Origin of the sequence: Streptomyces sp. JB150 (genome assembly GCF_011193355.1) — a bacterium.
Classification (GTDB): domain Bacteria; phylum Actinomycetota; class Actinomycetes; order Streptomycetales; family Streptomycetaceae; genus Streptomyces.
On record NZ_CP049780.1, the window covers coordinates 3,423,085 to 3,448,157 of the forward strand.

Here is a 25,073-nt window from a genome sequence, read left to right on the forward strand (position 1 = left end):
CCGTCAACACCAGGCAGCAGCGGCGCTATCCGCTCCCACGCCGCATCCGTCAACTCACCCCGACCCACCACAAGATCAATTATCAGACAGGACCTAGGACCAGTTCTGCCCGGAGCGGCCGCGCTTGGTCTCGGCGCGCTGCTTCTTCTCCCGGAGCCGGCGCTCGTTGATGCCGCGCGGGATGCGGGTCGGCTTGCGCGGCTTGGGCGGGGGCGCGGTCGCCTCGGCGAGCAGCGCGGCGAGGCGTACGGCGGCGGCCTCGCGGTTGCGCCACTGGGAGCGGTGCTCGGAGGCGCGGACGCTGATCACCCCGTCGGTCAGCCGGCCGGCCAGCCGCTCCAGGGCCCGCTGCTTCCACACCTCGGGCAGCGCCTCGGTGCGCGCGAGGTCGAACCGCAGCTCGACCTGGGAGTCGCTGGTGTTCACATGCTGCCCGCCGGGCCCGGACGACCGCGAGAAACGCCACATCAGCTCGGCCTCGGGAAGCGAGACGGAGCCGCGGATGACGTGGGGACCGGACATGCCGTCCATGTTCCCCGCGCTGACGGGCTCACGTCATCCGAATATCCGCACTACGGCCATCCCGGTAAAGAAAGTAAAGACTCCAGGAACCTCGCGTACCCCTCTTCGCGTTCATAGGGGTAGCTGTAGCTTCTTGCCGAATGTAAACGAGGAAGGGACTCCCGAACCATGGCTGTAAGCCTGTCCAAGGGTGGCAACGTCTCGCTCACCAAGGAGGCTCCGGGCCTGACCGCCGTCACCGTGGGCCTCGGCTGGGACGTCCGGACCACCACCGGCACCGACTTCGACCTCGACGCCTCCGCGATCGCGGTCAACACGCAGGGCAAGGTCTACTCGGACCAGCACTTCGTCTTCTTCAACAACAAGCAGAGCCCGGACCAGACGATCGTCCACACCGGTGACAACCGCACCGGCGAGGGCGCCGGCGACGACGAGGCGATCAACGTCAACCTCGCCGCCCTCCCGGCCGACGTCGACAAGATCGTCTTCCCGGTCTCCATCTACGACGCGGAGGCCCGCTCGCAGAACTTCGGCCAGGTCCGCAACGCCTACATCCGCATCGTCAACCAGGCCGGCGGCGGCGAGATCGCGCGCTACGACCTGTCGGAGGACGCGGCCACCGAGACGGCCATGATCTTCGGCGAGCTGTACCGCAGCGGCGCGGAGTGGAAGTTCCGCGCCGTGGGCCAGGGCTACGCCTCGGGCCTCGCGGGCATCGCGCAGGACTTCGGCGTGAACGTCTGAGTCACCCGCTGACCCGCCCGCGCCGCCGGGCCCCCCGACTCCGTGCCGGGGGCCCGGCGGCGCGTTAGGTTGCCGCGTGTGATCCTCGAACCCCTGACGGTCCCCCGCGGCCACACTGTCCCTGCGCCGCTGCTCGCCGAACTCACCGCGCTGTACGCCGCCGACCGCGAGTTCCAGGCGCTCAGCGGCGACTTCCCCGACCCGGACGACATCCGGGCCGAGCAGGTCGCGGCGGCGCTGGCGCAGGAGCTGGCGAACCCGGACACGGAAGTGCTGCTCGCGCGCGCCGCCGGGCGGCTGACCGGCATGGCGATCACACTGGCGCACCACCCCGACCCCAACGACCCCGACCCGTGGATCGGGCTGCTCCTGGTGGACCCCGCCGTGCGCCGGCAGGGCCACGGCCGCCGCCTCGCCGCGGCCGTAGAGGACCGCTTCCGCGCCGCGGGCCGCACCGCCGTACGGCTCGCCGTCCTCGAGAACAACCCCAGGGCCCTGGCCTTCTGGACCGCCTGCGGCTACGAGGTCATCGACCACCGGCCCGACCGCGCCCTGCACCGCCCCTGCGCGGTCCTGCGCAAGCCCCTGCGCACCCCGCGCCCGGACGCCTGACCCCGCACCGCTGTGCAGCCGGGAACACGCCGGCCCTCCTCGACGGTGACCCGCGCCCTCAGGGCCGGGCCGGGCGGCCGTCGCCGTACAGCCAGTCCTCCCAGACGCCGGAGAAGTCGTGTCCGGGCGCCTGCCGTTCGACGTAGGCGGTGAAATCCGCGGTGTCCGCGTTGCCGTGCCGGTGCTCGCCGGCCCAGTCGCGCAGGAGGCGGCGGAAGGCGCCGTCGCCGACGATCTGCCGGATCCTGTGCAGGACCATCGCGCCCCGCTCGTAGACCGGGCGCCCGGAGATGTCCTCGACGGCCGGCGGCTTCGCGGGCGGGAACGCGAACACCTCCTCGTCGGCGTACAGCGCGTCGAAGATCCGCTCGGCGCTGTCCCCGCCGTGCTCCTCCTCCCACAGCCACTCGGCGTACGTCGCGAAGCCCTCGTTGAGCCACATGTCCCGCCAGGTCTTCGGCGAGACCGAGTTGCCGTACCACTGGTGGGCCAGCTCGTGGACGAGGAGCAGGACGTCCGGGGTGCCGGGGAAGACCGGGCGGTTCTGGGTCTCCAGCGCGTACCCGGCGATACCGGAGGGCGCGACGATCGCGCCGGTGGAGGAGAAGGGGTACGGGCCGAAGGTGTCCCGCGCCCACTGCATCGCCTCGGGAAGGCGGGCCAGCACCGGGCGGCTCGCCGCCGCCTCGGCCGGGTGCACCGCGCTGTACACGGGCAGTCCGTCCTTCGTCCGGCCGCGCCGGATCTCGTAGCGGCCGATCACGAGCGTGGCGACGTAGCTCGCCATCGGTTCGGTGGTGCGCCAGGTGTACGTCGTGCGGCCGCCCTGGGTGCGCTCGCCCGCCTGCTCGCCGTTGGAGACCGCGGTGAGCCCGCGCGGCACGGTCACCGTCACGTCGTACGACGCCTTGTCGGAGGGGTGGTGGTTGCCGGGGAACCACGCCATCGAGCCGACCGGCTGGCCGAGCGCGACCGCCCCGTCGGCGGTGCGCAGCCAGCCCTCCTCGGAGCCGTCCGCGTCGGTGAGGGCGGCCGGGGTGCCCGCGTAGCGGACCGTGACGCGGAAGGTCGCGCCCTCGGCGAGCTCGTCGCGGGGACGGACGGTCAGTTCCTGGCCCGCGCGGTTGAAGTCGGCCGCCGTGCCGTCCACCGTCACCGAGCGCACGTCCAGGCCGTCGAGGTCGAGGTTGAGGGCGGACAGCGGCTGCGTGGCACGGGCCGTGACGATCGCGCGGCCGGTGAGCCGGCGGCTGTCGGGGGTGTAGTCGAGGGTGAGGGCGTAGTGCGTGACGTCGTAGCCGCCGTTGCCCGCCTTGGGGAAGTACGGGTCGCGCAGCCCGGAGCCGCCGGGGGTGCCCTCCACTCCGCCGCCGCAGGCGGTCAGGGCGAGGGCGAGACTCAGGCTCAGGCTCAGGGAGGCGGCGACGGGGACAACGGGTGCGAAACGGGACACGTCCGTGATCCTAGGGCGGCGCCGCCGTCCCGCCGGCCGGCGGCGGACCGGCCGCCCCGCGTGCCGTGACACCATCACCTACGTGCTCGACATCGGCTACGCCCTCTCCACCCGCTTCCCGGACCCGCCGCAGACGGACTACCGCCGCGCGGACGTCCACGCGCTGCGCCACGATCTGTTCTGCGGCGACGTCTACCTCGCCGACACCGAGACGGACCGGGAGCTGTCCACAGCCTGGGGATGGGTGCCGGTGCTCGACTTCGCGTGGGCGCTGTGCGACATCGTGGAGCGGCTGGACCGCGACCCGGCGGGCTCCCGCGCCTCGCGCCCCCAGCACGCCGAGCTGGACTTCACCGAGTCCACCGACCGGATGCTGTTCGAGCGTCGCTTCGGCTGGGTGGACATCGAGGCCGACTGGATGCCGGCCGAGGAAGCACCCCTCACCTTCTCCCACACCGAACTGCGCCGCGAGGCCCGCGACTTCCTGCACGACCTGATCGCCGACCTGTGCGACCTGCACGAGGACCTGGCGGACAACCCGGCGATCTGGACGTTGCAGGCGAGGTTCCCGCGGGTGGCGTGAGCAGCGGGCCACCCGCGGGCCCGGAGGCACCTGAAATCCGGGCCGCCCGAGACCCACAGGCACCCGAGACCCGCGCCACCCGTGATCCGGGCCGCCCGTGATCGGGGTGGGCGCTAGCCCACCCGCACGCGCACCCCCAGCGCCGCCGCGAACACTTCCGCCAGGTCCATCAGTTGGCCGGGGCTGATGACCGCGCCCGACAGGCGGTCCACCCCGCCCGCGATCTCCAGGGGCTCGGCGCCGCGCAGGTCGACGTCCTTGAGGGTCGCCGCGGTGAAGTCGGCGCCCTTCACGGCGCAGCCCGCGAACTCGACGCGCTCCAGGCGGGCACCGCCGAAGTCGGGTTCGACCAGGACGCAGTTCTCGAAGACGACGTCTCTCAGCCGCGCCGTGCGCAGGTTGAGGTAGTCGAGCTTGCCGCCCCGGATCACCACCCGCTCCAGCACCGCCCCGTGCAGCTGGACGCCGCCGAGCCGGGGTTCCGTGACCTCCACGTCCCGCAGCGTCGCCTCCGCCAGGTCCGTGCCGACGCCCTGCACGCCGGTGACGGCCGAGTCGAGGAAGCGGGCCTTTCTCAGCCGGGTCTCGGTCAGGGTGCAGGAGGTGAGCGCGCAGTCCATGAAGCGGGCCCCGGCACCGTCCTGACCGGTGAGGTCGCCGCCGCGGAACTCCACGCCGTCGTAGTCCCCGTCCGCTTCCAGCCCGACGCCGCCGTACGGCTCCAGCGGCGGCAGCCGCAGCTCCGGCCTGCGCGCCGGCTTCACATCGCTCACGTTCCGCACCCCGTCCATGTCCGCACCCCGTCCGTGTCCGCACCCAGGCCCCTGCCCCCGCCCAGGCGCCGGCTCCTGCCGATGCCCACGCCCTTGCCGGCGCCCCTGCCCTCGCCCACGCCCCCATGCTGCACCCCACCACTGACAACGCCCCCTCCCACGGCCCTCACCAGCGAAGGCCTCCCCGATGTCACATCCGGACCCCCCTCACCTGTCTTACCTGCGAGACAGACCAGCGACCCGAGGGAGACCCACCCCATGCACCGCATCACCGTCATCGGAGGCGGCTTCGCCGGACTCACCGCGGCGATCACCGCGGCCGAGGCGGGCGCCAAGGTCACCGTCCACGAGGCGCACCACACGCTCGGCGGGCGAGCCCGGACCGCGGAGGGGCCGTACCGGACCAACGAGGGCCCGCACGCGCTCTACAGCGGCGGCCCGCACTGGACCTGGCTGCGGCAGCGCGGCCTGCTCGGCCCGCTCGCCCCGATCCCGCCCCTGGAGGCCGCCCGGCTGCGGCTGCGCCACCACGGCGCGCTGCGCCGCACCCCGCCGTTCGCGATGCTGAAGCTGCTGCGCCCCGGCGCCCGGCAGGCCCCGGCCGACACCGACTTCCTGACCTGGGCGACCGCGCAGGCCGGCGAGGAGGGCGCCCGCGCGGCCGCCCACTACGCCGCCGTCGCCCTGTTCCACCACGACCCCGGCTCCCTGTCCGCGGCGTTCGTGCAGGAACGACTGCGCCGGGCCACCAAGCTGCCGCCGGAGGCGCACTACCCGCGCGGCGGCTGGGGCGGCCTGATCGACCGGATGGCCGGGCGCGCCTGGAACCTGGGGGTGCGGATCGAGACGCTGTCCCGCGTGGACACCCTGCCCACCGACACACCCGTCATCGTCGCCACCTCCCTGGACGCGGCCCGCCGCCTGCTCGGCGACGACTCGCTGACCTGGCCGAGCGGCCGTACGGCGCTGATCGACCTGGCGGTGCGCACCCGGCGCGGTGACGCGTTCATCGTCTCCGACCTGGACGCGCCGGGTTGGCTGGAGCGGTTCACCGCGCAGGACCGCACCCTCGCCCCGGCGGGCGAGCAGCTGGTCCAGGGGCAGTTCCCCATCGGTCCGCACGAGTCCCGCGCGGACGGCGTCGCCCGCGCCGAACAGCTGCTGGACCTGGCCTTCGAGGGCTGGCGCGAGCGCGTCACCTGGCGGCGCGAGGCGGTCGCGAACGGCCGTACCGGAGCCGTCGACCTGCCGGGCACGACCTGGCGGGACCGTCCGGCGATCGACCGCGGCGACGGCGTGTACCTCGCGGGCGACCAGGTGGCGGCGCCGGGCGTGCTGGCGGAGGTGTCGTTCACGAGCGCGCTGACGGCGGTGTCGCTGGCGCTCGGCCGGCACGGATCGCGAGCCCTTGACCTCAAGCGCGCTTGAGGTCGGAGAGTGGTGGCCGTCCGGACCGGTGACCACGACCGGCGGAACGGAACACGACAGTCCGGGGGGATCCCATGCACGCCATCCGTCTCCACGCCTTCGGCCCCGCCGACAACCTGCGCCACGAGGAGGTCGAGGACCCCGTCCCCGGCCCCGGCCAGGTCCGGATCAAGGTGGCCGCGGCGGGCGTCCATCTGCTCGACACCGCGATCCGCGAGGGCCTGCGCGGGCCCCTGCCCGAGCTGCCCGCCCTGCCCACCGTCCCCGGCCGCGAGGTCGCCGGGACGGTCGACGCGCTCGGCCCGGACACCGACGACTCCTGGCTCGGCAAGCGGGTCGTCGCCCACCTCGGCTTCGCACCCGGCGGCTACGCCGAACTGGCCGTCACCGGCACCGAGCGCCTCCACGAGGTCCCCGCGAACCTGGACTTCGCGCAGGCCGTCGCGATGATCGGCACGGGGCGTACGGCCATGGGGATCGTCCAGTTCGCCGAGCCGGGCCCGGACGACGTCGTGGTGATCCCGGCCGCCGCCGGCGGCATCGGCACCCTGCTCGTGCAGTACGCCAAGAACGCCGGCGCGACCGTCGTCGGCCTGGCCGGCGGGCCGGAGAAGACCGCGCGCGTGCAGGCGAACGGCGCCGACCTCGCCGTCGACTACACGGAGTCGGACTGGCCGGAGAAGGTCCGCGCCTGGCTGGGCGGCCGGCCCGCGACGATCGTCTTCGACGGCGTCGGCGGGGACGCGGCCCGCGCGTCCGTCGCGCTGCTCGGCCCGGCCGGGCGGCACATCGTCTTCGGCTGGTCCGGGGCAGGGCTGCGCGACGGGTCGCCGTACCTGGTCGAGGGGGTCTCCGAGGAGGTGCTGGGGCCGGTGATGATGCGCAAGGCCGGCGGGGACAACCCGGTGCGCACGCTGGAGCTGCGCGCCCTCGCCGAGGCCGCCGCCGGCCGGCTCGTCCCCGCCGTTCAGCGCTTCCCGCTCGCCGAGGCCGCCGCCGCGCACCGCGCGCTGGAGAACCGGGGGACGACCGGGAAGGTGGTGCTGGAGCCCTGACCGGGCGGGGCGTTCACACCCAGTGAGCGGTCGGGGTGCGGTACGTACCGTTTCATGGTCTTCTGACCCGCATGAGTGTCCCCCGGCGTGACCCGCCCTCCCCCACGACGGCTCCTGCGGCCGCGGACCCCCGCCGCTGGTGGAGCCTGGTGGTCATCGCCATGGCCCAGCTGATGGTCGTCCTCGACTCGACCATCGTGAACATCGCGCTGCCCTCCGCCCAGCGCGACCTGGGCATGACCGACGGCAACCGGCAGTGGGCGATCACCGCCTACACCCTCGCCTTCGGCGGACTGCTGCTGCTCGGCGGCCGCATCGCCGACCTGGTCGGCCGCAAGCGCACCTTCGCCATCGGGCTGGCCGGCTTCGCCACCGCCTCCGCGCTCGGTGGCGCGGCCACCACCCCGGGCATGCTGTTCGGCGCCCGCGCCCTCCAGGGCATGTTCGCCGCCTTGCTCGCCCCGTCCGCGCTCAGCCTGCTCACCACGACCTTCACCGACCCCAAGGAGCGCGGGAAGGCCTTCGGCATCAACTCCGCCCTGGCGGGCAGCGGAGCGGCCATCGGGTTCGTCCTCGGCGGAGTGCTCGCCGAGTACCTGGGCTGGCGCTGGTGCCTGTACGTCAACGTGCTCATGGCGATCACCGCGCTCATCGGTACGTACGCCCTGGTGCACGGGGGCGGCCCGCGCCCCGCCGGGGCCCGGCTCGACGTGCCCGGCGCGCTGCTCGGCTGCGGCGGGTTGCTGACGATCGTCTACGGCCTCAGCGAGGCGGAGCCGAGGGGCTGGGCGGACGTCCGGGTGCTCGGCCTGCTCACCGTCGGCATGACCCTGCTCGCCGGCTTCGTGTGGTGGCAGAGCAGGGCCCGTACGCCCCTGCTGCCGCCGCACATCCTGCGTGACCGCAACCGCGCGGGCTGCTGCCTGACCCTGTGCCTGGCCGTGATCGGCATGTTCGGCATGTTCCTGTTCATGACGTACTACTTCCAGGTCGTCAGGGGGTACTCCCCCGTCACGACCGGGCTGGCCTTCCTGCCGCTCACCGGCTCGATCATCATCGGCTCGACCCAGATCTCGGCCCGGCTCGTCCCGCGCGTCGCCCCGCGCCTGCTGGTGGCCCCCGGCATGCTCCTGGCCACATCCGGGATGCTGATCCTGACCCGGCTGACGGTGGAGGCGGAGTACACCACCGAGGTCCTGCCCGCGCTGATCCTCGTGGGCCTCGGCATGGGCCTCACCTACACGCCGGTGTTCGCCAACGCGACCGCCGGGGTCGCCCCCCGGGACGCCGGCGTCACCTCGGCCACCCTCAACACCTCGCAGCAGGTCGGCGCTTCCCTCGGCGTCGCCCTGCTCAACACGATCGCCACCACCGGCGCCGGCGGCTACCTCGCCGCCCATCCGGCCCACCCGGCCCAGCGGGAGGCGGTCATCCGCCAGAGCCTCGTCCACGGCTACTCGGTCGCCATCTGGTGGGCGGCGGGCATCATGCTCCTCGCCGGTCTGATCGCTGCCCTGATGATCACCGGCAAGCCTTCCCGGTCGAGGCACGGGGCACCGGAGAAGGCCCCGGCGGCACAGTCCGCGGCCTGAGTCTCAGCCCCGCCCCGCCACCCGGTCCGCCCACCGGGCCAGCCGGGACGACTCCGCGCTGTGGGTCACCGCCTCCCGCCGGTCGGCCGTGCGGTAGGTGGCGTACATGCCGTGGACGCCCAGCCAGCGCAGCGGCTCCGGCTCCCACCTGCGCACCTTGTGCCCGACCCACGGCAGCTCGGTCAGCTCGGTCCGGCCGCCCTGGCCGGAGTCCTGCTGGACGAGGTCGCGCAGGGTGCGGCCGGCCAGGTTGGCCGTGGCGACCCCCGAACCGACGTACCCACCCGCCCAGCCGAGCCCCGTCGACCGGTCCAGGGTGACCGTCGCGCACCAGTCGCGCGGTACGCCCAGCACCCCCGACCAGGCGTGCTCGATCCGCACCCCGGCCAGCTGCGGGAAGAAGCCGACGAGGACGTCGCGCAGCGCCTCCACGGTCTCCGCCTGCGTGCGCCCGTCGTTGTCCGTCCGCGACCCGAACCGGTACGGCACGCCGCGCCCGCCGAGCGCGATCCGGCCGTCGGCGGTGCGCTGCGCGTACATGTACGCGTGCGCCATGTCGCCCAGCGTCTCCCGGCCGTCCCAGCCGATCGCCGCCCACTGCTCGCCGGTCAGCGGCTCGGTCGCGATCATCGAGGAGTTCATCGGCAGCCAGGTGCGCCTCTGCCCCTTGAGGGCGGCGGTGAAGCCCTCGGTGCAGCGCAGCACGTACGGCGCGCGGACGGTGCCGTACGGCGTCACCGCGTGCTTCGGCCGGATCTCCGTGACCGGCGTCGACTCGTGGATGACCACGCCCAGCGCCTCCACGGCCGCCGCGAGCCCCTTCACCAGCTTCACCGGGTGCACCCGCGCGCCGTGCGGCGTCCACGCCGACCCGACCGCGTCGGCCACCCGGATCCGCCGGGCGGTCTCCCGCGCGCCGTACAGCTCGCGGTCCTTCTCCCCGAACGCGACCTCTGCCTCGTGGTACGCCCTCAGCCGGGCCAGCTGCGCGGGCGTACGGGCCACCTCCAGCACCCCGCCCTTGTGCAGGTCGGCGTCGATGCCCTCCGCGTGGGCGACCCGGATCACCTCGTCGACCGTGTCGTTCATGGCCTTCTGCAGCCGTACGGCCGCCTCGTGGCCGCGCAGCCTCGCGTACCGGTCCCGCCCCGCGATGCCGTTGTACAGCCAGCCGCCGTTGCGCCCCGAGGCGCCGTAGCCGCAGAACTTCTGCTCCAGGACGGTGATCCGCAGGAAGGGCGCGGCCTTCTTCAGGTAGTACGCGGTCCACAGCCCCGTGTACCCGCCCCCGACGATCACCACGTCGGCGGACGCGTCCCCCTCCAACGGCCTCCTGGCCTCGGGAAACCCGTCCGCCGCGTACCAGAAGGAGACTCCGCCGTTCACGACACCGCTGCTCATGGCCCCGGACGGTAACCCGCGCCGCGGCCCGCTGTCTCCTTCGGATCCCGCGGAATCCCGCCCGCCCCGGCCGGGCGTAGGCTCGGCGGCGTGATCGACGTCCCGGAGCAACTCGCCGCGTCCCAGGAGCGGTTCAACGGCGCCGCGGGCCGTGCCTTCGTCGCCCGCCTGCCCCGCCTCGCCGAGACCTTCCTGGACCGCTGGGAGCTGCGGCCCGACGGCCCGTCCCTGTACGGCGTCTGCGCCCTGGTCCTGCCGGTGCGCCGCGCGGACGGCACCCCCGCCGTCCTCAAACTCCAGCTCGTCGACGACGAGACCGCGGGCGAGCCGGTCGCGCTGCGCGCCTGGAACGGCGACGGAGCGGTCCGCCTCCTCGGCCACGACCCGGCGACCGGCACCCTGCTCCTGGAACGCCTCGACCCGTCCCGGTCGCTCTCCCGCGTCCCCGACACCCGCGAGGCGTGCCTGGTCATCGCCCGCCTCCTGGCCCGGCTCACCGCCCACCCCGCCCCGCCGGGCCTGCGCCGCCTCGGCGACATCGCCCCGGCCCTGCTGGAGCGGACCCCGCCGGCCCTGGCGCGCGTCCCCGACCCGGACACGCGCCGCCTGCTCGCCGACTGCGCGGCGGCGGTCCGCGAGGTCGCCGACGAGCCCGGCGACCGCCTCCTGCACTGGGACCTGCACTACGACAACGTCCTCGGCGCCGACCGCGCGGACTGGCTCGCCATCGACCCCAAGCCCCTCGCCGGCGACCCCGGCTTCGACCTCTTCCCGGCGCTCGCCAACCGCTTCGCCCCGGACGAGATCCTCTGGCGCTTCGACGCCCTGACCGACACCCTCGCCCTGAACCGCTCCCGCAGCCGCGCGTGGACCCTCGCCCGCGTCCTCCAGACCTGCCTGTGGCACCTGGAGGACGAACGCCCCCTCGGCGAGGACCACCTGGAGATCGCCCGACGCGTACGAGGGGCCCGAGGCTGACCACCCCGGCCCGGGTGACCAGAGTCCGCACCCGCCACGCAGGGGTTTCCCGCCTCAGCCCGCACGCACGCAGCGCCCCGCCTTATCCCGCCGTCGCCCGGCGCCCGTGCCGGTACTCGTCCCACAGGCCGAAGAACAGCTCGACCGCCGGCACACCGGCCTGCCGGGCCTCGCGCTCGATCTCGACGGCCCAGCCGAGGGAACTGTGCCGGCCGAGTCGCCGCCACAGCCACGCGTCGAACGGTCCCGGCGTCCCGGGGCTCCAGAAGGGGAAGTCCTCCTCGATGCCGTGCACGGCCATCGCCGCCCGGTAGCCGCACAGCAGGGAGTCCAGGTGCTGGAGGGAGTTCCCCCGCAGCCACATGCCGGGGCGGAGTCGTATCTCTTCGAGGAGATCGTGGACGTCGGACAGCTCCGTGAGTGGTCTCGGCTGCCGGCGTGCGTTGCTCGTGCCTGTCATGACCGCCCCGGTCGGTGTCGCCGGAAGATGTCCGAACGCCCCGTCCGGGTCACCGGCGGGGCGTTCCTGCTGCGCTGGACCAGAGCCCCCTGTCGGACTCGAACCGACGACCTTCGCTTTACAAGAGCGGCGCTCTACCAGCTGAGCTAAGGAGGCACGCGCGCGTGGAGCACTGCGCGCCCGTGCAGTGTACCCAGCTCCCGGCCGGGTCCCGTCGAAAATTTCCGCGAAGTTCACAGCCGTCCGACTACTGACACAACAGGTGAACGGCGGGTACCGTCTCGACCCAGTTCGCACGGTCACCCGTGTGGACTAGACCACCACCTTCCTACAACGGATCGTCCGGCACGTTCCTGCCGGTAGAAGGGGGCCCATTCACCATGGCCACTGTCACGTTCGACAAGGCGACCCGGATCTACCCGGGTTCCGACAAGCCCGCCGTCGACGCCCTGGACATCGAGATCGCGGACGGCGAGTTCCTCGTCCTGGTCGGCCCGTCCGGCTGCGGCAAGTCCACCTCCCTGCGCATGCTCGCCGGCCTGGAGGACGTCAACGGCGGCGCCATCCGCATCGGTGACCGCGACGTCACCCACCTGCCGCCCAAGGACCGGGACATCGCCATGGTGTTCCAGAACTACGCCCTCTACCCGCACATGACCGTCGCCGACAACATGGGCTTCGCGCTCAAGATCGCCGGCGTCAACAAGGCGGAGATCCGGCAGAAGGTCGAGGAGGCCGCGAAGATCCTCGACCTGACCCAGTACCTGGACCGCAAGCCGAAGGCGCTCTCCGGCGGTCAGCGCCAGCGTGTCGCCATGGGCCGCGCCATCGTGCGCGAGCCGCAGGTCTTCCTCATGGACGAGCCGCTGTCGAACCTCGACGCCAAGCTCCGCGTGTCGACCCGTACGCAGATCGCCTCGCTCCAGCGCCGCCTCGGCATCACCACCGTCTACGTCACCCACGACCAGGTCGAGGCCCTGACGATGGGCGACCGCGTGGCGGTCCTCAAGGACGGTCTGCTGCAGCAGGTCGACACCCCGCGCAACATGTACGACAAGCCCGCGAACCTCTTCGTCGCCGGCTTCATCGGCTCGCCCGCCATGAACCTGGTCGAGGTGCCGATCACCGACGGCGGCGTGAAGTTCGGCAACTCGGTCGTGCCGGTGCAGCGCGACGCGCTCTCCGCCACCAGCGACAAGACGGTCACCGTCGGCGTCCGCCCCGAGCACTTCGACGTGGCCGGCCCCGACTCCGACCTCGGTGTCGAGGTCGTCGTCAACGTCGTGGAGGAGCTGGGCTCCGACGCGTTCGTCTACGGCACCGCCAACGTCGGCGGCGAGTCCAAGGACCTCGTGGTCCGCGTCGGCGGCCGTGAGGTCCCCGAGAAGGGCAGCACGCTGCACGTCGTCCCGCGGGCCGGCGAGACGCACGTCTTCTCCACGTCGACCGGCGCGCGCCTGTCCGACTGAGCGGAACAACCCCGGGTAATTCACCCAGGTTGACGAGAAGGGTCCCGCAGATCGCTGCGGGGCCCTTCTCGTTGTCGACAAATACCCCGGCACACCTGCCCATTTCGACCACCGTTCGTCAACACGCCACCCGGTTTCGTCGCCTCCCCGTCCCCCGAACCGGTGACCAAATGTCGCCGTGTCATTACCGGGCGCTACCCTCACGAGCGTGAAGCACTCCACCACCCCACAGACGCGACGCGGCCGGGGCCCCGCCCGCCGGATCGGCCGCTCCCTCGCCCTCGTCCTGCCCGTCGTCCTGGTGCTCTCCGGGACCCTCGCGGTGACGCACGTCAACTGGTCGGGGAACCCCGAGGGCTCGGTGCTCGCCGCCTCGGACATCTCGGCCGCCGACGCCGCCACGCGCACCCAGCGCAAGGCCGCCCACGAGGTGCTGCGCGACCAGCTCCTGACCGAGCTGCAGCAGAAGGACCCCGGCGTCGCCCTCACCCACCTCCAGCAGGCCGTGGACGAGCGCCCGTCGCTCGCCAGGCACTGCGTCTCCCTCGCCCGCGCCCTCGGCCGCGCCGCCGTCGCGACCTACGGCCCGACCCGCGCACAGTCCTACGCCCGCCCGGTCTGCGACACGTCGTACGCCTCCGGCGTCCTGGCCGCCCACGGCTGAACCCGGTCCCTGGGGAGCGGCACAGCCGATCCCCGGGGGCGTGGGGCAGTACCGCCCCACGGCTGTGCCCCACGGGCACGGCCCGCCACGGACGACCCGCACCCGCGCTCGTCCGGCACCTCCCGAGCCACCGGACGACTGCGGCCAACCCCCCGCGTACAGTGCGACGCATGACTGATCCGACCGCCGCGGCCCGCCCTGTCCAGGCCGTCATCCTGGCCGGAGGCCAAGGCTCCCGGCTGCGCCCCTACACCGACGACCGGCCCAAGCCGATGGTCGAGATCCCCGGCACGGGGACGCCGATCATCGGTCATCAGCTCGCCTGGCTCGCCGAAGAGGGCGTCACCGACGTGGTGGTCAGCTGCGGCCACCTCGCCGACGTCCTGAAGGACTGGCTCGACTCCGCCGAACTGCCGGTGTCCGTCACCACGGTCGTGGAGAAGGAACCGCTCGGCCGCGGCGGCGGCCTGAAGTTCGCCGCCGCGCACCTGCCCCACCCGGACCGCCCCTGGTACGCCACCAACGGCGACATCTGGACCCGTTTCTCGCTGCGCGAGATGGCCGACTTCCACACCGAGCGGGACGCCGTGGCGACGCTCGCCCTGGCCCGCCCGCGCATCCCGTGGGGCGCCGTCCGCACCGACGGCTTCGGTCACATCACCGACTTCATCGAGGCCCCGCCGTCCACCTTCGAGATCAACGCGGGCGTCTACGTCTTCTCCCCCGGGTTCGCCGCCCTGCTCCCCGAGCGCGGCGACCACGAGCGCACCACCTTCCCGCACCTGGCCCGCGAGCGCCGCCTGGCCGGCTTCCCGATCCCGCACGGCGCGTACTGGCGCGCCATCGACACCGCGAAGGACCTCACCGAGGCGGCGAAGGAACTGGCAGCCCTGGGCCGCTGAGCCCCTCCTGGGCCGCGGAGCCCTCACTCCGGCCCCGTCGGCCCTGCGGGCCTCCCCGCCTCTCCCCCGGCCCCACCCGGCCCCACCCGGGCCTGCCCGTCCCCGCCCATGCGCCGGCCTTCCCGGGCTCTCCCGGCTCACGGCCCTCGGGGACCCCCTTCCAGGGCGACTCCCTAGCCCTCACGACCCCCGGTCGTACGACGGAACGGGGCCCCGCACCCGAAAGGTGTGGGGCCCCGTCGTCGTAACGGGGTGGGTGGAGGGCTACCCGAGGAGTCCGCCGACCAGGCCGGGCCGGCCGGACTGTCCGGATGACGTGTCACCGCCGCTGCCGCCCGGCGAGCCCGTGCCGCCGCCGGTGGTGGTGGAGCCGCCGCCGGACGTCGGTCCGGTCGTCGTGCTCGGCGCCTGCTGCTCCGGGGAGGACTGCTGCGGCGGCGCCTGCCCCGCCGTGCCCTGGGTCTGGCTGGGCGCCCCGCCGGTGACGGCCTCGGGGGTCGCGTCCGGCGTGGTCGTGGCGCCCTCCGCGCCCGCCGTGGGCGCCGACGTGGCGCCCTGGCTGGGCGAGGAGGTGCGGGCCGACGGGCTGCTCTCGGCCCGGCGCTCGCCGGGCTCCTGCGGCAGCGGCGAGCCGGGCAGCTCGTTGCGCGGCGACTCGCCGGGGCCGGGGACGACCACCCGGTCGGCGTCGCGCACGGCGCCGCCCAGCAGGGAGCCGACCAGCAGGGTGAGCCCGACGATGACGGCGGTGACGAGGGCGCCGCGGCGCAGCACGTAGCGCCGCAGCTCCCAGATGTCGGAGCGCGGTCCGAGGCGGCGCCAGGCGAGCCCGGCGAGGCGTCCGTCGACGGAGTACACCGGCGCGCCCGCGATGATCAGCGGCGACCAGGCGGCGAGGTAGATGATGTCGGGCGTCTCGTAGGCCGGGACGCTCTTCCAGCTGACGGTGACGAGCAGTGCGGCCGACAGCAGCGCACCGCCCACGGCGGCGACCCGCTGCCAGCATCCGAAGACGGTCAGGACACCGACGATGACCTGGGCGAAGGCGATGACGAGCCCGGAGCCGACGGGGTGCTCCAGGGCGAACTGGCGCAGCGGCTCGGCGACGTCCCAGGGGTGCAGGGTGTTGAGCCACGTGACCATGGAGCCGCGCTTGCCGCCGTCGAAGTAGACGGGGTCGCAGAGCTTGCCCATGCCGGCGTAGATCGAGATGAAGCCGAGGAAGATCCGCAGCGGGAGGAGGACGCCCCCCAGGTTCATCCGCCGGCCGGGGTAGTAGGCGTGCCGCGCGGGGTCGTCGCCGTGCCGCCGGCCGCGGCCCTCGGTCCCGGTCTCGTCGGTGTCCGGGTCGGCGTCGGCGTCCGCGTCGAACCGTTCGTCGTCGTCGTAGGGGAGTTCGTCGTACGCCCCCTCCACGGTCCGCATGTGGGGCAGCAGCCGGGTGCCGTCGCCGGGGGTGCGCTGGGCGCCGACGACGGGGGTCTCCACGGTCTGGTCGAGGTCGTCGTAGCCGAGGCCGCCGTAGGCGTCGCCGGTGTGGCCGCCGCCGTAGCCGCCGGTCCCGACGCGGGGGATGACCTGGGTGGCTCCGGCGTCGGCGGCCGAGGGGTCCTCGGCGTGCCGGACGCCCGCCCCGCGCACGGCCTGGAGCAGGCGGTGGGCGCCGGTGTCGTCGGGGGCGGACCTGCCGCTCCAGACCACGGGGCGTCGACGGGCGCCGGCCGGGGCCGCTCTGCCCGCGGCCGTACTCGCGGCGGGGATGCGGGCGGTGTCCTCGGCGGCGCTCACGTGCCGCGCGATGCGCGGCGATTGCGCGCGTCGCGAGGAGGCGCCCAGCTGCACGCGGAAGCTCGCGTGATTGACGATGATCTGCGCCGGATCGCTCGGCACCTTCACCATGCTCAGCGCGGGAGCGTCGTCGTATCCCGACGAGCGGTCCCCCGTGGGTGTGCGGGGTGTTCTGGTGTCCACACTCATCTAACCGAGTGACGTGTGTTTAGGACACTGCTTTGACCCGCCGGATCTGTCCGGACCGCGTCAAGCTTGCCCGGACAGAACCAAACACCCCTTCCGGGTGACTAATACACACACCCGTTCGGGATCGTCACGCCCGGCGGCGCGCCGCCTCGTACAGCACGATGCCCGCCGCGACACCCGCGTTCAGCGACTCGGCGCCGCCCGGCATCGGGATCCGCACCCGGAAGTCGCAGGTCTCGCCGACCAGCCGGGACAGGCCCTTGCCCTCGCTGCCGACGACGATCGCGACCGGCCCGTCCAGCGCCTCCAGCTCGCCCAGTTCGACCTCGCCGTCGGCGGCCAGACCGACCACGACGACACCGGCCTTCTTGTACTGCTCCAGCGCGCGGGTGAGGTTGGTGGCGCGGGCGACCGGCGTGCGCGCGGCGGTACCGGCGGAGGTCTTCCACGCGCCGGCGGTCATGCCGGCCGCGCGCCGCTCCGGCACCAGGACGCCGTGCCCGCCGAACGCGGAGGCCGAGCGCACCACGGCACCGAGGTTGCGCGGGTCGGTCACCCCGTCCAGGGCGACGATCAGCGGGTCCTCGCCCTCGTCGGCGGCGGCGTCGAGCAGGTCCTCGGGGTGGGCGTACTCGTACGGCGGCACCTGCAGGACCAGGCCCTGGTGGTTGAGGCCGTTGGTCATCCGGTCCAGCTCGGGACGCGGCGCCTCCATGAGGTTGATGTTGCCGCGCTCGGCGGCGAGCTGCAGCGCCTCGCGGACCCGCTCGTCGTTGTCGATGAACTGCTGGACGTACAGCGTGGTGGCGGGCACGCCCTCGCGCAGCGCCTCGTACACCGGGTTGCGCCCGACCACCAGCTCGGAGGCGGACTTGCCGCCCCGGCCGCGCGCCGCGGGCCGGCGGGCGGCCTGCTTCGCCTTGGCGGTGGCGATGCGGTTCTTCTTGTGTCCCTTGCGCATCTCGGCCGGGGGCGTGGGCCCCCTGCCCTCCAGGCCCCGGCGTCGCTGGCCGCCACTGCCGACCTGCGCGCCCTTCTTGCCGGACATGCGACGGTTGTTCGCGGCCATGACCTACCTGTCTCTGTGGTGCTTCGGTTGCGTACGTCTTTGCAGTGTGCCGCCCGGCGGCCCGGGCGGCACAATCGATCTTCGCCTGGCGCTCAGCGCGAGCCGAGGCTCCAGCGGGGCCCCTGCGGGCTGTCCTCGATGACCAGCCCGGACTGCTTGAGCTGGTCGCGGATGGCGTCGGCGGTCGCCCAGTCCTTGCGGGCCCGCGCGGACTCGCGCTGCTCCAGGACGAGGCGTACGAGGCTGTCGACGACGCCGTGCAGGTCCTCGCCGCGCTCGCTCCCGCCGGCCCACTGCGCATCCAGCGGGTCGAGGCCGAGCACGCCGAGCATGGCGCGCACCTCGGCGAGGCGGGCCACGGCGGCGTCCTTGTCGTCGGCGGCCAGGGCGGAGTTGCCCTGCCGGACCGTGGTGTGCACGACGGCGAGCGCCTGGGGCACGCCCAGGTCGTCGTCCATCGCCTCGGCGAAGGCGGGCGGCACCTCGGCGGACGGCTCGACCGGGCCGCCGGCCAGCTCCACCACGCGCTGCACGAAGCCCTCGATCCGCGAGAACGCGGCCTCGGCCTCCCGGAGCGCCTCCTCGCTGTACTCGATCATCGAGCGGTAGTGCGGGGTGCCCAGGTAGTAGCGGAGCACGATGGGGCGCCACTTCTTGACCATCTCGGAGACCAGCACCGAGTTGCCGAGCGACTTGGACATCTTCTCGCCGCTCATGGTGACCCAGGCGTTGTGCACCCAGTACCGGGCGAACTCGTCGCCGTAGGCCTTGGCCTGGGCGATCTCGTTCTCGTGGTGCGGGAAGATCAGGTCGAGTCCGCCGCCGTGGATGTCGAAGGCGCTGCCCAGGTACTTGTGCGCCATGGCGGAGCACTCCAGGTGCCAGCCGGGGCGGCCGCGGCCCCAGGGCGTCTCCCAGGTGGGCTCGCCGGGCTTGGCGGCCTTCCACAGGGCGAAGTCGCGCGGGTCCCGCTTGCCGGTCTCGCCCTCGCCGGAGGGCTGGAGCAGGTTCTCCAGCTCCTGGTTGGAGAGCTGGAGGTAGCCGGGGAAGGACCGCACGTCGAAGTAGACGTTGCCGTCGGCCTCGTAGGCGTGCCCGCGCTCGATGAGCCCGCGCATCATCTCGACCATCTCGGTGACGTGGCCGGTGGCCCGGGGCTCGTACGTCGGGGGCAGGCAGCCGAGGACGCCGTAGCCGTCGTTGAACGCGCGCTCGTTCTCGTACCCGATCGCCCACCAGGGGCGGCCCTGGTCGGCGGCCTTGGCGATGATCTTGTCGTCGATGTCGGTGACGTTGCGGATGAACGTGACCTCGAAGCCGCGGTACTCGAACCAGCGGCGCATGATGTCGAAGTTCAGGCCCGACCGGATGTGGCCGATGTGGGGCGCGGCCTGCACGGTGGCACCACACAGGTAGATCGAGACACAACCCGGCTTGAGCGGGGTGAAGTCACGGATCTGCCGGGCGCTGGTGTCGTACAGGCGAATAGTCACGGGACCTAGGGTAGTGGGCCGGGGAGGGTGCGTGGGCCGTCGCACGGTTTGTCGGCCACGCCTCCGCGGCCGAGCGGGGGCCGGTGCCGGCGCGGGCCCGCGGCGGCCGGCCCGCCCCGCGGCCGAGCGGCCCGGCGGTCGCGCCCCGCGCCCCCGCGGGCGGCGCCGCTCACGCCACGCGCACGACCAGCGCCGTCGCCACCGCCATCAGGCCCTCGCCCCGCCCGGGGAAGCCGAGCCCGTCCGTGGTGGCCCCGGACACCGACACCGGCGCCCCGGCGGCCTCCGACAGGATCTTCTGCGCCTCCTCGCGGCGCTTGCCGATCTTCGGGCGGGGGCCGACGACCTGCACCGCGATGTTGCCGATGCGGAAGCCCTCCGCGCGCACGATCCGGGCGGCCTCCGTCAGCAGGGTCACCCCGGACGCGCCGGACCACTCGGGGCGGCCCGTGCCGAAGTGCCGGCCCAGGTCGCCGAGCCCGGCCGCCGAGAACAGCGCGTTGCAGGCGGCGTGCGCGACGACGTCCGCGTCCGAGTGGCCGGCCAGGCCAGGGCCCTCGCCCTCCCACTTCAGGCCCGCGCACCACAGCTCGCGGCCCTCCTCGAAGGCGTGGATGTCGGTGCCGATGCCGACCTGGGGCAGCGGCATCTCCAGGGGGGCCCGCGGGGGAACCTCAGAAGCCATCGTTGAGCCTCCTGCGTGCCAGGACCGCCTCCGCGAGGACCAGGTCCAGCGGCCGGGTCACCTTGAACGCCTCCTCGTGGCCGGGCACGACCACGACCTGCACGCCGAGCCGCTCGACCATGCTCGCGTCGTCGGTGACGTCGTCGGTGACCGTCTCGTGCGCCCGCACCAGCGTGGCCCGGTCGAAGCCCTGCGGTGTCTGTACCGCGCGCAGCCGCGCGCGCGACGGCGTGGCCAACACGGGTTCCGGCTCGCCCGCGACGGCCGCCGGCTCGACCTCCTTGACGGTGTCGGCGAGCGGCAGCGCCGGCACCACGGCCCGCGCGCCCGCGCGCACCGCGTCGATCACGGCGTCCACCGTGTCCACCGGCACCAGCGGGCGGGCCGCGTCGTGGACCAGCACGATCCCGTGTCCCGGCGGCGCCGCCTCCAGGCCGCGCCGCACGGACTCCTGGCGGGAGTCGCCGCCGGGGACCACGACCACGTCCGTCCGCTCGGGCAGTGCGTGCGTGTCGAGCAGCGACTTGACCTCGGCGGCGCCGTCGGGCGGCGCGACGACCACGACGAGGGACACCGCGCGGGAGGCGGCCATCGCCCGCACCGCGTGGACCAGCATGGGCGTGCCGTTCAGCGCGCGCAGCGCCTTGGGGGCGCCCGGACCGAGGCGTACGCCCCGCCCGGCGGCCGGAATCACGGCGGCGACGGAGGTCGCTCCCGGCGAAGGTCGCGATACGTCAGACATCGTTTCCTGTCAGGTTTGTGTGCTCGGCCTGGTTGGGTATGGCCCTGGAGGTACCCCCCGCTCACCGAGCGTGGGAAGTGCCGGGCGCCCAGCCTCGACCGGACCCTTCCGTGACCCCGGTCGAGCCGCCGGCCAGGGCCCGGCACGCACAGTACCGGGGGAGCCCTCTCGGGGGACGGCGCGGGACGCGGCCGCAGACGAACATGCCGCAGCGCCCGGCGACGTGATCCACGTCATCGGGCACCGCGGCAGTTCGGTGTACTGAGGCGCACTCGGTGTCTTCTGGTGACCGAGTACGAGACGTACGTACGAGATGTCCTGGGCTTCAGCGTTCAGCGGGCTGCTGCCACGCGTCAGGAGGCGAGAACCTCGTCCAGCAGGGCCTCGGCCTTGTCCTCGTTCGTGTTCTCCGCGAGCGCCAGCTCGCTCACCAGGATCTGGCGGGCCTTGGCGAGCATGCGCTTCTCACCGGCGGAGAGTCCGCGCTCGCGCTCTCGACGCCACAGGTCACGCACGACTTCCGCGACCTTGATGACATCGCCGGAGGCGAGCTTCTCCAGGTTTGCCTTGTAGCGACGGGACCAGTTGGTGGGCTCCTCGGCGTACGGCGCGCGCAGCACCTCGAAGACCCGGTCCAGTCCGTCCTGACCGACCACATCACGCACGCCGACGAACTCCGCATTGTCCGCTGGCACACGCACCGTGAGGTCACCCTGGGCGACCTTCAGCACCAAGTAGGTCTTGTCCACGCCTTTGATCTGGCGAGTTTCGATGGCCTCGATCAGCGCGGCCCCGTGATGGGGATAGACCACGGTGTCGCCAACCTTGAACGTCATGTGACAGGTACCCCTTCCGTGGCTATCCAGGGTAACACGGATACGGCGTCTTCTGAATGGCGTTTTCGCAGGTCAGGGCATATCTCGGGGCTTGACAACAGCAACAGGAACGTGCTTTGCGAGGCGGGCGGGACAAGGTATTCGCAGGTGGGAGCGGCTGTCCGGGCCGGGCGAAACGGGCACGTCACATACCGCCGACGCACCCCCCGAGTGGCCGAACGTCCACATATGTCCGGTTCCATGTGCTCGACTTCCGCTACTCCGTTCGGTGCGGGGCGGCGGGTACGAGACGATTCCGGAATTGATCACGCCCCCCGATCACGCCGCGATCACGCGCCGCGCGGTGATCAATTCCGCTGCCGCCCGCGCATTCCTTCACGGAAATTTCGCGGGTCGTCGCGGCCCGTATGGCGAACCGTTTGCCCACGGTCTTCCACGGGGCCTTATGCGAAAGCCGGACGGTACCCCCCGGCTGAGCGAACCGCCGGGCGAACCTCGCCGCGGGGGAGGGTCGGGTGCGGCGGCACGAGGACGGCTCGGTAACCTGGGGCCGCTGACAGCCACTTAGGGCGGCTTTACAAGGACAGCTGCCCCTGCGTTCAAGGAGTTGCCGCCGCCGTGAGCAGCAGCCTTCGACGCGGCGCCCTCGCCGCCTCCGCCATCGCGTTCTCGATCGCCTCGCTCGCCGCCTGCGGCGCCGGAAACAACGCGCAGACCCTGCAGATCCAGCCGGACAACGCGGCCACCAGCGTCGGCGACATCAAGATCCAGAACGCCGTCGTCATCACCCAGCCCGACCCCGAGGCCACCGGCCCCGCGGTCGTCTCCGCCACCGTCTTCAACGCCGGTGACCGCGCCGAGACGATCGACCGGATCACCGTGGACGGGATCGGGCAGCCCGTGGAGCTGTCCGCCGCCAAGGGCGGCGGCAAGCTGACCGTCCCCGCCGGCGGCTCCCTCGTCATCGGTGGCAAGGGCAACGCCTCCGCCGTGCTGGAGGACGGCGAGGGCCTGGAGGACGGCGACGCCCAGAAGGTCACCTTCTCCTTCAGCGAGACCGGTGACGTGAGCATGGAGGCCTTCGTCGTCCCCGCCGGGGGCTACTTCTCGACCTGGGGCCCCAGCGGGGTCCCCGCGGCGCCGGGCGCCTCCGCCTCGGCGACCCCGGGCGCCACGCCGTCCGGTGAGGCCGGCCCGTCCGGCGCGGCCGACGGCCACGCCACCGGCACCGCCGCCCCGAGCGGCGCCGCCACCGCGTCCGGCGCGGCCACCGCGTCCGCGTCGGCCGGCGAGTCGGCCGAGGGGCACGACGCGGCCGGGCACTGAGGGTCGTAGACCGCACGCCGTACGACGAAAGGGCGGGGCCTCACCGGGAGGTCCCGCCCTTTCGTGGGTCCGTGTCCGTCACGGCGCGGCCTACGGCTCGAACTTGTAGCCCAGGCCGCGGACCGTCACCAGGTAGCGCGGCGCGCCCGGGTCCGGCTCGATCTTGGCGCGCAGGCGCTTGACGTGGACGTCGAGGGTCTTGGTGTCACCGACGTAGTCGGCGCCCCAGACGCGGTCGATGAGCTGCATCCGGGTCAGGACGCGGCCCGCGTTGCGCAGCAGCATCTCCAGCAGGTCGAACTCCTTCAGCGGCAGATCGACCTTGGAGCCGCCGACCGTGACGACGTGCCGGTCGACGTCCATCCGCACCGGACCGGCCTCCAGCGCGGCCGGCGCCACCTCCTCCGGCTCGCCGCGGCGGCGCAGCACGGCCCGGATCCGGGCCACCAGCTCGCGGGAGGAGAACGGCTTGGTGACGTAGTCGTCGGCTCCTATCTCCAGTCCGACGACCTTGTCGATCTCACTGTCCTTGGCGGTCACCATGATCACCGGGACGTTGGAGCGGCTGCGCAGCTGCCGGCACACCTCGGTGCCGGGCAGACCCGGCAGCATCAGGTCGAGGAGGACGAGGTCGGCGCCGTTGCGCTCGAACTCGTCGAGTCCGTCGGGCCCGGTGGTCGCGACCGCGACCTCGAAGCCCTCCTTGCGGAGCATGTACGACAGGGCGTCGGAGAAGGACTCCTCGTCCTCGACGACGAGCACACGGGTCACGGAAGGACCTCCGGGGCGGGAACTGTTTCTTCGTACGGGGGTGCGTCGGGGGACGTGCTGCGGGAGGAGCGGGCACCCGCTCCGCCGCCGGCGGAGCCGTGCTGCGCCCGGTCGCGGGCGGCGCCCGCCTCCGGCAGCCGCAGGGTGAAGGTGGAGCCCTGTCCCTCGGAGCTCCACACCGTGACCTCCCCGCCGTGCGAGGCGGCCACGTGCTTGACGATGGCGAGGCCCAGACCCGTACCGCCGGTGGCGCGGGAGCGGGCCGGGTCGACGCGGTAGAAGCGCTCGAAGATGCGCTCCTTGTCCTTGTCGGAGATGCCGATGCCCTGGTCGGTGACGGCGATCTCGATCATGTCGCCGCCCTGCGCGGTGACCCGGCGGGCGGCGATGCCGACGCGGGTGCGGGCGGGCGAGTAGTTCACGGCGTTCTCGACGAGGTTGCCGAGGGCGGCGGCGAGCTGGCCGCGGTTGCCCCACACGTGCAGGTCGGCGCCGGCCGCGCGGCGCCCGCCCTGGTCGGGTCCTTCGTGCGCCCCGGTGTTGGAGGCGATGGTGATCTGCTTGGTGGAGGCCGCGTGCCGGCAGCGGTCCATGGCCTCGGCGACCAGTTCGTCCACCGCGACCGGCTCGGCGTCCTCCAGCGGGTCGTCGTTCTGCACCCGGGAGAGGTCGATCAGTTCCTGCACCAGGTTCGTCAGCCGGGTCGCCTCGATCTGCATCCGCCCCGCGAAGCGCTGGACGGCCTCCGGGTCGTCGGAGGCGTCCATGACCGCCTCGGAGAGCAGGGAGAGCGCACCGACCGGGGTCTTCAGCTCGTGGCTGACGTTGGCGACGAAGTCGCGCCGTACCGCCTCGATGCGGCGGGCCTCCGTCAGGTCCTCGACCAGCAGCAGCACCAGGCGGGAGCCGAGCGGGGCGACCCGCGCGGAGACCGCGAGCGCCTCGCCGCGACCGGTGCCGCGCCGCGGCAGGTCCAGCTCGACCTGCCGTATCTCGCCGTCGCGCCGGGTGTCGCGGGCCATCTGGAGCATCGGCTCCACGGCCAGCTTGCCGCCGCGCACCAGGCCGAGGGCGTACGCCGCCGAGCTGGCCTTGACGACCGCGTCGGCCTCGTCCAGGACGACGGCCGACGAGCGGAGCACGGACAGGACCGTGTCCACGCCGGGTGGCAGGACGGGATCGGTGTGCAGGGAGGTGCGGGTGGGTCGTTTCAGGTCGCGCTCGCTCCAGCGGAACGCCAGCATGGCGATGACACCGGTGAGTACCCCGGCGATCGCAGCCGCTGCGGCGACCGCCGCGTTCACGTCCATGCATCCAGGTTAGGCATGGTGAGAGGCGTGGCCACAGCCATCCGTGGTGGAGCTCGAACACTCGTCGCCCAGAGTTCACCCAGGAGCCAGTGATGGTTCATTTGGGGTGGCGGAAACGGACGCGTAGGGGACGGATCGTGGGAGCGTGGGGTTGACGGAACGGGTTGTCGGCACGGGTGTGCGGCGGGGGTACGCGACAAGGGCCCGGCGGCCACGGCGGCCACGCCC

The 25,073-nt window shown here is 73.2% G+C and carries 24 protein-coding genes and 1 tRNA gene; 11 read left to right on the forward strand and 14 right to left on the reverse strand.

The genetic code is table 11. The features are described from left to right. Positions 1 to 93 precede the first annotated feature (93 nt). Entirely contained in the window at positions 94 to 531 is a 438-nt protein-coding gene (gene arfB / locus G7Z13_RS16020) for an alternative ribosome rescue aminoacyl-tRNA hydrolase ArfB (protein WP_165999967.1), read from the reverse strand. 159 nt (positions 532 to 690) lie between these two features. Here arfB and G7Z13_RS16025 point away from each other — a divergent pair, with 159 nt between their 5' ends. Together G7Z13_RS16025 and G7Z13_RS16030 are read left to right on the forward strand one after the other, a co-directional pair. Further along, positions 691 to 1,266: a TerD family protein gene (locus tag G7Z13_RS16025; protein ID WP_165999969.1), complete on the forward strand. Its 576-nt coding sequence runs from the start codon at positions 691 to 693 to the stop codon at positions 1,264 to 1,266. Positions 1,267 to 1,344: 78 nt separating this feature from the next. After that, positions 1,345 to 1,878 carry a GNAT family N-acetyltransferase gene (locus G7Z13_RS16030; RefSeq protein WP_165999971.1) on the forward strand — a complete coding sequence of 178 codons (534 nt, stop codon included), beginning with the start codon at positions 1,345 to 1,347 and terminating at the stop codon, positions 1,876 to 1,878. Between the two features lie 58 nt (positions 1,879 to 1,936). Here the strand turns inward: G7Z13_RS16030 and G7Z13_RS16035 are convergent, their stop codons facing one another. Then, a complete protein-coding gene (locus G7Z13_RS16035; protein ID WP_240926229.1) occupies positions 1,937 to 3,331 on the reverse strand; it encodes a M1 family metallopeptidase in 1,395 nt (464 codons plus the stop codon). An 82-nt stretch (positions 3,332 to 3,413) separates the two neighbouring features. Between G7Z13_RS16035 and G7Z13_RS16040 the strand changes: the two genes are divergently transcribed. Then, positions 3,414 to 3,914 carry a hypothetical protein gene (locus G7Z13_RS16040; protein ID WP_165999974.1) on the forward strand — a complete coding sequence of 167 codons (501 nt, stop codon included), beginning with the start codon at positions 3,414 to 3,416 and terminating at the stop codon, positions 3,912 to 3,914. Between the two features lie 113 nt (positions 3,915 to 4,027). Here the strand turns inward: G7Z13_RS16040 and G7Z13_RS16045 are convergent, their stop codons facing one another. After that, complete coding sequence (locus G7Z13_RS16045) at positions 4,028 to 4,705, reverse strand: pentapeptide repeat-containing protein (protein WP_165999976.1); 678 nt, start codon at positions 4,703 to 4,705, stop codon at positions 4,028 to 4,030. A 240-nt stretch (positions 4,706 to 4,945) separates the two neighbouring features. Between G7Z13_RS16045 and G7Z13_RS16050 the strand changes: the two genes are divergently transcribed. From G7Z13_RS16050 to G7Z13_RS16060, 3 genes are all read left to right on the forward strand, one after another. Continuing rightward, positions 4,946 to 6,115, forward strand: coding sequence for an NAD(P)-binding protein (locus tag G7Z13_RS16050; protein WP_165999978.1), 1,170 nt, complete (start codon positions 4,946 to 4,948; stop codon positions 6,113 to 6,115). 74 nt (positions 6,116 to 6,189) lie between these two features. Then, positions 6,190 to 7,170, forward strand: coding sequence for a zinc-binding dehydrogenase (locus G7Z13_RS16055; protein ID WP_165999980.1), 981 nt, complete (start codon positions 6,190 to 6,192; stop codon positions 7,168 to 7,170). A gap of 71 nt (positions 7,171 to 7,241) precedes the next feature. Continuing rightward, the gene (locus G7Z13_RS16060) at positions 7,242 to 8,762 is read left to right on the forward strand and encodes an MFS transporter (RefSeq protein ID WP_165999982.1); all 1,521 of its coding nucleotides are present in this window, start codon (positions 7,242 to 7,244) and stop codon (positions 8,760 to 8,762) included. 3 nt (positions 8,763 to 8,765) lie between these two features. Here the strand turns inward: G7Z13_RS16060 and G7Z13_RS16065 are convergent, their stop codons facing one another. Further along, positions 8,766 to 10,163, reverse strand: a complete 1,398-nt coding sequence (locus G7Z13_RS16065; RefSeq protein WP_206313080.1) for an FAD-dependent oxidoreductase — start codon at positions 10,161 to 10,163, stop codon at positions 8,766 to 8,768. A 90-nt stretch (positions 10,164 to 10,253) separates the two neighbouring features. Here G7Z13_RS16065 and G7Z13_RS16070 point away from each other — a divergent pair, with 90 nt between their 5' ends. Further along, entirely contained in the window at positions 10,254 to 11,141 is an 888-nt protein-coding gene (locus tag G7Z13_RS16070; RefSeq protein ID WP_165999984.1) for an aminoglycoside phosphotransferase family protein, read from the forward strand. A gap of 82 nt (positions 11,142 to 11,223) precedes the next feature. Here the strand turns inward: G7Z13_RS16070 and G7Z13_RS16075 are convergent, their stop codons facing one another. Together G7Z13_RS16075 and G7Z13_RS16080 are read right to left on the reverse strand one after the other, a co-directional pair. Continuing rightward, positions 11,224 to 11,601: a hypothetical protein gene (locus tag G7Z13_RS16075; protein WP_165999986.1), complete on the reverse strand. Its 378-nt coding sequence runs from the start codon at positions 11,599 to 11,601 to the stop codon at positions 11,224 to 11,226. Positions 11,602 to 11,684: 83 nt separating this feature from the next. Beyond that, a tRNA-Thr gene (locus tag G7Z13_RS16080) sits at positions 11,685 to 11,757 on the reverse strand. A 224-nt stretch (positions 11,758 to 11,981) separates the two neighbouring features. On the opposite strand from G7Z13_RS16080, the gene ugpC reads away from it, so the two are divergent. From ugpC to G7Z13_RS16095, 3 genes are all read left to right on the forward strand, one after another. Continuing rightward, positions 11,982 to 13,070, forward strand: coding sequence for a sn-glycerol-3-phosphate ABC transporter ATP-binding protein UgpC (gene ugpC, locus G7Z13_RS16085; protein ID WP_165999988.1), 1,089 nt, complete (start codon positions 11,982 to 11,984; stop codon positions 13,068 to 13,070). Between the two features lie 208 nt (positions 13,071 to 13,278). Continuing rightward, a complete protein-coding gene (locus G7Z13_RS16090) occupies positions 13,279 to 13,734 on the forward strand; it encodes a hypothetical protein (protein ID WP_165999990.1) in 456 nt (151 codons plus the stop codon). 170 nt (positions 13,735 to 13,904) lie between these two features. Next, positions 13,905 to 14,636 carry a nucleotidyltransferase family protein gene (locus G7Z13_RS16095; protein WP_165999992.1) on the forward strand — a complete coding sequence of 244 codons (732 nt, stop codon included), beginning with the start codon at positions 13,905 to 13,907 and terminating at the stop codon, positions 14,634 to 14,636. Between the two features lie 264 nt (positions 14,637 to 14,900). On the opposite strand, the gene G7Z13_RS16100 is transcribed toward G7Z13_RS16095, so the two are convergent. The 6 genes from G7Z13_RS16100 to G7Z13_RS16125 all read right to left on the reverse strand — a co-directional run bounded on the left by G7Z13_RS16100 (position 14,901) and on the right by G7Z13_RS16125 (position 21,438). Further along, positions 14,901 to 16,613 (reverse strand): DoxX family protein, encoded by a 1,713-nt coding sequence (locus G7Z13_RS16100; protein WP_165999994.1) that lies wholly within the window; start codon positions 16,611 to 16,613, stop codon positions 14,901 to 14,903. 127 nt (positions 16,614 to 16,740) lie between these two features. Further along, positions 16,741 to 17,682: a 23S rRNA (guanosine(2251)-2'-O)-methyltransferase RlmB gene (rlmB, locus tag G7Z13_RS16105; protein ID WP_165999997.1), complete on the reverse strand. Its 942-nt coding sequence runs from the start codon at positions 17,680 to 17,682 to the stop codon at positions 16,741 to 16,743. A gap of 92 nt (positions 17,683 to 17,774) precedes the next feature. Then, positions 17,775 to 19,175, reverse strand: coding sequence for a cysteine--tRNA ligase (gene cysS / locus G7Z13_RS16110; RefSeq protein WP_165999999.1), 1,401 nt, complete (start codon positions 19,173 to 19,175; stop codon positions 17,775 to 17,777). A 169-nt stretch (positions 19,176 to 19,344) separates the two neighbouring features. Next, positions 19,345 to 19,860: a 2-C-methyl-D-erythritol 2,4-cyclodiphosphate synthase gene (gene ispF, locus G7Z13_RS16115; RefSeq protein ID WP_240926230.1), complete on the reverse strand. Its 516-nt coding sequence runs from the start codon at positions 19,858 to 19,860 to the stop codon at positions 19,345 to 19,347. After that, a complete protein-coding gene (gene ispD, locus G7Z13_RS16120; RefSeq protein ID WP_166000001.1) occupies positions 19,850 to 20,602 on the reverse strand; it encodes a 2-C-methyl-D-erythritol 4-phosphate cytidylyltransferase in 753 nt (250 codons plus the stop codon). The genes ispF and ispD overlap by 11 nt, the downstream gene beginning before the upstream one ends. A gap of 353 nt (positions 20,603 to 20,955) precedes the next feature. Further along, complete coding sequence (locus G7Z13_RS16125) at positions 20,956 to 21,438, reverse strand: CarD family transcriptional regulator (protein WP_003953493.1); 483 nt, start codon at positions 21,436 to 21,438, stop codon at positions 20,956 to 20,958. Between the two features lie 618 nt (positions 21,439 to 22,056). On the opposite strand from G7Z13_RS16125, the gene G7Z13_RS16135 reads away from it, so the two are divergent. Beyond that, on the forward strand, positions 22,057 to 22,764 hold the full coding sequence (locus G7Z13_RS16135; protein ID WP_166000003.1) for a DUF461 domain-containing protein: 708 nt from the start codon (positions 22,057 to 22,059) through the stop codon (positions 22,762 to 22,764). A 90-nt stretch (positions 22,765 to 22,854) separates the two neighbouring features. On the opposite strand, the gene G7Z13_RS16140 is transcribed toward G7Z13_RS16135, so the two are convergent. Together G7Z13_RS16140 and G7Z13_RS16145 are read right to left on the reverse strand one after the other, a co-directional pair. Next, positions 22,855 to 23,535, reverse strand: a complete 681-nt coding sequence (locus G7Z13_RS16140; protein ID WP_166000005.1) for a response regulator transcription factor — start codon at positions 23,533 to 23,535, stop codon at positions 22,855 to 22,857. Next, complete coding sequence (locus G7Z13_RS16145; protein ID WP_166000007.1) at positions 23,532 to 24,845, reverse strand: ATP-binding protein; 1,314 nt, start codon at positions 24,843 to 24,845, stop codon at positions 23,532 to 23,534. Before G7Z13_RS16145 ends, G7Z13_RS16140 begins: the two co-directional genes overlap by 4 nt. Positions 24,846 to 25,073: the final 228 nt, after the last annotated feature.

What these genes read in the sequence shown, in the direction of transcription:
- ispD (WP_166000001.1), bottom strand. Translation starts at nt 20,602, where the DNA reads ATGTCTGACGTATCGCGACCTTCGCCGGGAGCGACCTCCGTCGCCGCC.
- arfB (WP_165999967.1), bottom strand. Translation starts at nt 531, where the DNA reads ATGGACGGCATGTCCGGTCCCCACGTCATCCGCGGCTCCGTCTCGCTT.
- G7Z13_RS16125 (WP_003953493.1), bottom strand. Translation starts at nt 21,438, where the DNA reads ATGACGTTCAAGGTTGGCGACACCGTGGTCTATCCCCATCACGGGGCC.
- G7Z13_RS16145 (WP_166000007.1), bottom strand. Translation starts at nt 24,845, where the DNA reads ATGGACGTGAACGCGGCGGTCGCCGCAGCGGCTGCGATCGCCGGGGTA.
- ispF (WP_240926230.1), bottom strand. Translation starts at nt 19,860, where the DNA reads ATGGCTTCTGAGGTTCCCCCGCGGGCCCCCCTGGAGATGCCGCTGCCC.
- G7Z13_RS16050 (WP_165999978.1), top strand. Translation starts at nt 4,946, where the DNA reads ATGCACCGCATCACCGTCATCGGAGGCGGCTTCGCCGGACTCACCGCG.
- G7Z13_RS16065 (WP_206313080.1), bottom strand. Translation starts at nt 10,163, where the DNA reads ATGAGCAGCGGTGTCGTGAACGGCGGAGTCTCCTTCTGGTACGCGGCG.
- G7Z13_RS16095 (WP_165999992.1), top strand. Translation starts at nt 13,905, where the DNA reads ATGACTGATCCGACCGCCGCGGCCCGCCCTGTCCAGGCCGTCATCCTG.
- G7Z13_RS16055 (WP_165999980.1), top strand. Translation starts at nt 6,190, where the DNA reads ATGCACGCCATCCGTCTCCACGCCTTCGGCCCCGCCGACAACCTGCGC.
- rlmB (WP_165999997.1), bottom strand. Translation starts at nt 17,682, where the DNA reads ATGGCCGCGAACAACCGTCGCATGTCCGGCAAGAAGGGCGCGCAGGTC.
- G7Z13_RS16045 (WP_165999976.1), bottom strand. Translation starts at nt 4,705, where the DNA reads ATGGACGGGGTGCGGAACGTGAGCGATGTGAAGCCGGCGCGCAGGCCG.
- G7Z13_RS16025 (WP_165999969.1), top strand. Translation starts at nt 691, where the DNA reads ATGGCTGTAAGCCTGTCCAAGGGTGGCAACGTCTCGCTCACCAAGGAG.
- G7Z13_RS16100 (WP_165999994.1), bottom strand. Translation starts at nt 16,613, where the DNA reads ATGAGTGTGGACACCAGAACACCCCGCACACCCACGGGGGACCGCTCG.
- ugpC (WP_165999988.1), top strand. Translation starts at nt 11,982, where the DNA reads ATGGCCACTGTCACGTTCGACAAGGCGACCCGGATCTACCCGGGTTCC.
- G7Z13_RS16075 (WP_165999986.1), bottom strand. Translation starts at nt 11,601, where the DNA reads ATGACAGGCACGAGCAACGCACGCCGGCAGCCGAGACCACTCACGGAG.
- G7Z13_RS16060 (WP_165999982.1), top strand. Translation starts at nt 7,242, where the DNA reads ATGAGTGTCCCCCGGCGTGACCCGCCCTCCCCCACGACGGCTCCTGCG.